This is a genomic window from Pseudoalteromonas sp. SWN29 (genome assembly GCF_015864465.1).
In the GTDB taxonomy this organism is placed as follows: Bacteria; Pseudomonadota; Gammaproteobacteria; order Enterobacterales; family Alteromonadaceae; genus Pseudoalteromonas.
The window spans coordinates 1-7,477 of record NZ_JADYXE010000084.1 but is presented as its reverse complement, the minus strand read 5'-3'; the positions used below and the strand labels follow the sequence as shown (position 1 = coordinate 7,477).

Below are 7,477 nucleotides of genomic sequence, written 5' to 3'. Positions count from 1 at the left end.
GCATAGCTCAGCTGGATAGAGTACTCGGCTACGAACCGAGCGGTCGGAGGTTCGAATCCTCCTGCGCCCACCACTTTCATACTAAGCCGACATTAAGTCGGTTTTTTTGTGCCTAAAATAAAGTGAAATGTAGAGTTTAGGAGGATTGAGAACTAAGAAGTCGGAGGTTCACTCTTACAAGATACGTCCTGCGCCCGCCACTTCCATAAACAAGCCGACATTAAGTCGGTTTTTTTGTGCCTAAAATAAAGTGAAATGTAAACTACCACTCCTGTAGCCGCAGAGCTTGCTCGCGTGAGAAGCGACAGCTTCTATTCCCCCCTCAAAAATATAATTTATAAGATTTTATTTGTTGGCAACGCCAGAAATAAGTAATTTATTCACAAAGAGTTTAAGAGGCGCTGCGCTTTTAGAGGTAGTAATAAAGCTAAGCTAAACTAATAAACCCGGGCTTATGCCTTCTCATTTACTTTTCTTTGTGTAATAGATCTTTAAGTGGTTCATTGACCAAGAAATTAAATAACTAGAAGCGTTTAGCTCTAAGAAGGTTAAATACGGTCTTTAAGCTTAAAATGGGAGGTGGTATTTTCAAGTAAAACTAGCTCTAATCTTTAAATCTAAACTCCGAGTTTATTTATCCGTTGTAGACGCTGAGCTTGCTCGCGTGAGAAGCGCCAGCTTCTAATCACTGTATCTACTCAAGCCCACTTAACCCTTTTCTAAAGCTGCTCTTTAATATTACCTATGTTATTTTAAACGCCTTGTTTAAAAGGATATTGCAGTATGTTTAAAACCCTATTTATTACGTTATTTTTTATTTTTAGCGCTATTTGTATTTCCAGCGCACAAGCCAACGAAGCTAATAACTCACTTATGGTAGGTGCGCAGCAATATGCTAAATATTTACCGCAGTTAAAAAATAAAAGCGTAGGGCTGGTAGTTAATCAAACATCAACGGTAGGGCAAACTCACTTAGTCGATGCGCTGCTGACTAAAAATATTAATATAACTAAAATTTTTGCACCTGAGCATGGCTTTCGTGGCGATCATGATGCGGGCGCACATGTAAAAAATGCCGTTGATGGTAAAACTGGTATTCCGCTTATTTCTATTTACGGTAAAAATAAAAAACCAAGCCAAGCTGCTTTAGCCGATGTTGATGTCATTGTTTTTGACATTCAAGATGTAGGCGTGCGTTTTTATACCTACATAAGCTCTATGCACTACATGATGGAAGCCGCTGCAGAGCAGGGGATAGAATTTTTAGTACTCGACAGACCCAATCCAAATATTGCCTACGTTAATGGGCCAATATTAGAGCCAGAATTTAAATCGTTTGTAGGCATGCACCCAATTCCTGTTTTACACGGCATGACCGTTGGCGAACTTGCCAAAATGATCAAAGGCGAGGGCTGGATCAATAAAGCACCCGATTTAAAATTAACTGTGATCCCTGTTGATCATTACACTCGCAAAAGTACTTACAGCTTGCCGGTAAAACCCAGCCCTAATTTACCTAACGATCAGGCCATTGCACTTTACCCATCACTTTGCTTTTTTGAGGCAACGCCTATCAGTATCGGTAGAGGCACCGACTTTGCGTTTCAAGTAATTGGCTATTCGCCAGTTGCATTAGGTGATTTTAATTTTACGCCGCGCGCAATTAAAGGCGCTGCTTTAAATCCTAAATTTAAAAACCAAATCGTGCAAGGGCTCGATTTAAGACAAGCAAATATCACAGGCCTAAACTTAACTTACTTAATAAATGCGTACACGGAGCTTAGTAAAAGCAACATCTCGTTTTTTGAGCGCGCTGACTTTATGGATAAACTAGCGGGTACTAATAAATTGCGCTTAGCTATTGAAGCAGGGCAATCAGAGGCGCAAATAAAGCAAAGTTGGCATGCGGGGCTTGTACAATTTAAAGCGCAAAGAGCGCCTTACTTGCTATATAAATAAGGGCTGCCCATGTTTAATGCTTTAAAAAATCAAAGGTGTAGTTATATAAAAACAGCATTTATAGTGGCGTTAAGCTTTATTATTGTGGGTTGCACTACACCACTTGAACCAATTAGCTCGCTGCCAACACTAACAAAAAGCCAACTTGTAGAGCTGCCTAATGCACAAGTGGTTGTAACGTTTCCTGAGGTAAATCCAAGTAGTCGGTTTTATGTAAATAATAGAGGAACGTTTAAAGCTTACAAAGGGCGCGGGCAATTATTAATACAAAACCATAACGCACAAAGCGCCGATATTTACATTAATAATCAAAAGCTCGACGTTAACCAACTAAGCGCCAACACCTTGTACAATTACAGCTTGGCAAAAAATACTCACAACGGCGTTAATACCTTTAAAGTTGAAAATATTCTCCCTATTGGCGCAAGTTTAACGCTGCGTTTTGCATTTCCTACTTTAAGCGACGAACCAGTAAAAAACGTAGATTTTAGCGAAGTGGATGCGTTAATAAATCGCGATGTAAAAGCTGGTTTTCCTGGGGCTGTGTTGGCTGTTGTTAAAAATGGCGAGCTAATAAAGTTAACTGCTTATGGCGATGCAAAGCAATATCAGCAAAGTGACTTAATGCTGTTACGCCCGGAGCCAATGCAAACTAATACCTTGTTTGATTTAGCCTCAAACACCAAAATATTTGCCACCAACTTTGCCCTTATGAAATTAGTAAGCGAAGGGCTATTAAATATTAATAAACCCGTACAAAGCTACCTAAGCGAATATAAAGGCGAAGGGCGCTCACAACGCACAGTAAAAGATTTACTTACACACAGCGCCGGATACCCGCCAGTATTTGACTTTCATCGTAAAGATGGCAGCAATGGCGACACGTTTTATTCGCAAAACAGTAAAACCACCAAACAGCTATTACTTACCAGCGTACCTTTTAGCAGTAAATCATCTGCTCAGCATGTTTACTCAGATATTGATTACATGATTTTAGGCGTACTAATTGAGCGTATTACTGGGCAACCTTTGGATGAATACCTAGAGCAGCGCGTGTATGCGCCACTAAAATTAACTAACACGTTATTTAATCCACTGAAAAAAGGCTTTAAGCCGCAGCAATTTGCAGCCACAGAGCTTAGCGGTAACACGCGAGACGGGCGCATTAAGTTTGATAATGTTCGCACCACTGTTTTACAAGGCCAAGTGCACGACGAGCGCGCTTACTATTCTCTTGATGGCGTAGCAGGGCATGCGGGATTATTTAGTAGCGCCCACGACTTAGCCGTGCTTTGCCAGCTATTATTAAATAATGGTGGCTACGGCGACCAACAATTATTTAGTGCAAGCGCCTTAGCGCAATTTTTAACGCCGCAATCAAGCGACGAAACATACGGGCTTGGCTTTAGGCTTGCCGGTAACAACCAAGCAAGGCGTTGGCACTTTGGCCCTTATGCAAGCGCACAAGCATACGGGCACACCGGTTGGACGGGTACAGTGACCGTAATTGACCCCGCTTACGATTTGGCTATTGTTTTACTTACTAATGCTCGCCATAGCGCAATTAAAGGTTCGCTAAAACGTTACGAATTTACAGGCAAACAATTTGAAACCGCACAGTACGGATCGGTAGTGTCGCTTATTTATGAAGCGTTACTAAATCAATAAGCTATCGTATAGGTTAAAACGTACTAACTGTGCCACCTTAAGTGATTTATTTACAGGTGACTTGAGTAAGCCAATCCATTAAGCTAAGCGGTCTATAAAACTAAGCCGGTTTATGTTGTTAGGCTTAACAAATAAGCGTTAAAACGCGTACAAAGCGAGGTTTACTCGCTAATAATTAAGGTTAACTTTTTATGCATTGGTATTCTATTTTACCGCCGCTAATTGCGATTGCTATCGTGTTTTGGCGAAAAGAAGTGATTATGGCGCTACTTGTTGCCGTTGCTTCTTCTGAGTTTTTACTCGCCTTGCAGGGCGAAGGTAATAGCTTGTTTGATACTTTTTTAAATACCATTGAACGTATTATTTCGGTTGCTAGTTCGCCAGGTAATACACGCATATTAATATTTAGTATTTTAATTGGTGCACTGCTTGCCTACATTCGTGAATCTGGCGGTGTGGCAGCAACGGTTAATATGCTAATGAACAAAGGTATTGCAAAAAGTAAGCGCCAAGTGGGCTTTTTAACCATGTTTACTGGCATAGCGGTATTTATAGAATCTAACCTGAGCGTACTTACCTCGGGTATTTTATCGCGTGGCTTATTCGACAAATTTAAAATGAGCCGAGCGCGACTAGCGTACATTATTGACAGCACCAGTGCGCCAGTGTGTATTTTAATACTACTTAACGGCTGGGGGGCATTTGTGCTTGGTTTGTTAGGTAATTACGAGCTAGGTGAGTCGGCCGTATCGGTATTATGGGGCAGCGTAGGGTATAACTTTTACGCCATAATTACCCTTGTCATTGTTTTTTACACCATCGCGTTTGATAAAGTGCACGGCCCTATGAAAGAAGCCGAAGAAAAACTAGAGCTTCAAACAACCGACTTAAAAGATGAAATAAAAGCCTCTAAAGCGCGTTACATGTTAATCCCGCTTATTACGCTCATTACCAGCATGGTTGGCTTTATGTATTACACTGGTAATGGTGTATTAGCAGAAGGCAGCGGTTCTAAGTCAGTATTATACGCAACGGTTTTAGCCATTGTTGTTGCTTACTTTTTAATGATTGGTTCGCGTAAATTTACGCACCATCAATTAGTTGATACCGGTTTTAAAGGCATGGGCGAATTAATGCCACTGGTCGCCATTGTACTGCTTTCGCTTACACTTGGCGCAAGCTTAAAAGAGTTGGGTACTGGCGTATTTGTAGCGTCACTTGTTGGCGACTACCTACCTATTTACTTAATAGTACCTGTGCTGTTTTTAACTGGTGCGGTTATGTCGTTTACTACGGGTACATCGTGGGGCACGTTCGCTATATTAATCCCAATTGGTGTGCCACTTATTCAAGCGCTAGGTTTACCGCCATCGCTTGTGGTAGGTGCTATTTTGGGTGGTGGTATATTTGGCGATCATTGCTCGCCTATATCCGACACCAGCGCTGTATCGGCTATTGCATCGGGATGTGACTTACTCACCCACGTTAAAACGCAGCTACCGTATGCCTTATTTGGTGGTGGCCTTACGTTTTTAGCGTACTTAGTAACAAGCATTATTGTTTTATAAAATTTGATTATTTAAATATTCAAAAGCCTGCTTAATCGCAGGCTTTTTTGTTTTCAAAATAAATAAAGCTAATTAAGATAGAGCCAAGCAATACCAAACTCAAAGGCTCTATAGTTATTAGAAAAACTATTTAATTATAGACTTAAGTACCCGTATTTATATTTTTTAGGTTATTGTATAGCATGAGCTTTAAGCTTTTTGTTAGCTATAAATTCTTACTTTTTAATACCAATTCGCTTAATTAAGTAATCTATTTTGAGGCTGGAAAAACGTGTTGATAGCTAGGCAAAAAATTCGCTATTTAGTTGTTCTAAATGAGAATTTTTTAACGCAGGTAGCGACACGTTTAGCCCCGCAAAATGACTAAGTATTATTGCGGATTGGTATAATTCATATAAGGCTGTAAATCCACACTATGTTTGCAATTGATAATATCATTCTCGTTAGTGCCATTTTAATTTTACTTGGAGTGATCTCGAGCAAGTTATCTGCACGCGTTGGCTTACCGGTGCTAGTACTATTTTTACTTGTAGGTATGCTCGCAGGTGAAGACGGTATTGCAGGTATTTCATTTGATAACGCAGAGGCAGCACATGCTCTGGGTACTCTCGCGCTTGCCATTATTCTATTTGATGGCGGCTTACAAACGCCTACCAGTTCAATTAAACAAGTGTGGAAACCCGCGTCTGCTTTAGCAACCGTCGGGGTGTTATTTACCGCTGTAATTACAGGCCTTGTGGCCACTTATATTTTAGATCTGCCCATATTACAAGGTGTATTACTGGGTGCTATTGTTGGCTCTACAGATGCCGCAGCAGTGTTTGCGCTTTTACGAAGTGCGGGTATTCACTTAAATAAAAAGCTTAAATCTACCCTTGAAATAGAAAGTGCCTCGAACGATCCAATGGCTATTTTTCTAACGGTTGGTTTGTTAGAAATGCTCGTTAATGACATGCCAATAGGGATGGAGTTACTGCAGTTATTTGCTCAGCAAATGGGTGTAGGCGCTATTTTTGGTCTTTTAATCGGTAAAGTATCGGTTTGGTTTATTAATCGAATTAAGTTAAATGCATCGGGTTTATATTTAGTCATGGTAACCGCATTCGGACTCCTCTCTTTTGGTCTTTCTGCAACGCTGGGCGGCAGTGGATTTTTAGCGGTATTTATAACGGGTGTTATTTTAGGTAACAGCAAATTTGTATATAAACGCGGTATTTTTCTGTTTCATGACGGCTTAGCATGGCTTGGGCAAATAACCATGTTTGTTGTATTAGGGCTCCTTATTAACCCATCGTCATTGGTTGATGTATGGTTAGAAGGATTGCTTATTGCACTGGCACTTATTTTTGTTGCTCGCCCATTAGCTGTAGCGCCTATTTTAAAACTGTTTGGCTTTAATAATCGCGAAACTTTGTTTGTATCTTGGGTTGGCCTTAGAGGCTCAGTACCCATTATTTTAGCTATATTCCCATTACTATTTGGCCTTTCAGGGGCAGAGCTTATTTTTAATGTGGTTTTTTTCGTGGTGTTAATTTCAGCCACGTTACAGGGTTCAACAATGCCTTGGATGGCTAAAAAACTAAATTTAGTAGAGCCGCCACCTGATCTCGCTGCTGCAACGCTCGAAATCACAGCACTAAACGATATTGATATAGAAATTGTAGAATACACTTTAAGTGACGTTTCGCGGGTTTCTGGGCGCAGCTTGTCACATGCTGCACTTCCTGAAAGTGTGGTTGTTGCTATGATCACACGGGGTCCGTCAATCATACCGCCACGGGGTTCAACTAAGTTAAAACCAAACGATCATTTATTTGTTGTTTTAAAACCAGATAACCGACCTTTTGTTGATTTAGTTTTTACAGCAACCGATAAAACAAATCATCATGATAGCCACTTAGCGCACAACGAACTTAAAGTGAAAGGAGTAACGTTGGTAGGCGATATATTTTACTCTTATCACATGCACATAGACGCCCCTGAGGGCATAAGCTTGGAAGAAGTGATTAACCAAAAGCTTTCAGGAGAAGTCAGTAAAGGCGATATTGTTGTTATTGGTAATGTGCAAATACGCGTTATAACCATGGTACATACACGCATAGTGACCATTGGCTTAAAGTATTTAAACAATCCAGAAAAGCGACTTTTAAAGCAGTAATCATTAACAATGATTTATTTAGCGCTAGGCTCACATTTTTAACGGACGTAGATACCATCTCTTCTAACCAGCCTCAAGCTTTCTTTAAATAGCTTGAGGCTGGTATTCAGTTTGATTCTTCACA

General features: G+C 40.4%; 4 protein-coding genes. All 4 read left to right on the top strand.

Translation table 11 applies throughout. The features are described 5' to 3' along the window. Positions 1 to 783 precede the first annotated feature (783 nt). The 4 genes from I6F53_RS19565 (at position 784) to I6F53_RS19550 (ending at position 7,353) form a co-directional block, all read left to right on the top strand. The gene (locus I6F53_RS19565) at positions 784 to 1,959 is read left to right on the top strand and encodes an exo-beta-N-acetylmuramidase NamZ family protein (protein WP_197240866.1); all 1,176 of its coding nucleotides are present in this window, start codon (positions 784 to 786) and stop codon (positions 1,957 to 1,959) included. Between the two features lie 9 nt (positions 1,960 to 1,968). Further along, complete coding sequence (gene pbp4b / locus I6F53_RS19560) at positions 1,969 to 3,627, top strand: penicillin binding protein PBP4B (protein WP_197240864.1); 1,659 nt, start codon at positions 1,969 to 1,971, stop codon at positions 3,625 to 3,627. A 191-nt stretch (positions 3,628 to 3,818) separates the two neighbouring features. After that, a complete protein-coding gene (locus I6F53_RS19555) occupies positions 3,819 to 5,195 on the top strand; it encodes a Na+/H+ antiporter NhaC family protein (protein ID WP_166376501.1) in 1,377 nt (458 codons plus the stop codon). A gap of 415 nt (positions 5,196 to 5,610) precedes the next feature. Next, positions 5,611 to 7,353: a potassium/proton antiporter gene (locus tag I6F53_RS19550; protein ID WP_197240863.1), complete on the top strand. Its 1,743-nt coding sequence runs from the start codon at positions 5,611 to 5,613 to the stop codon at positions 7,351 to 7,353. Positions 7,354 to 7,477: the final 124 nt, after the last annotated feature.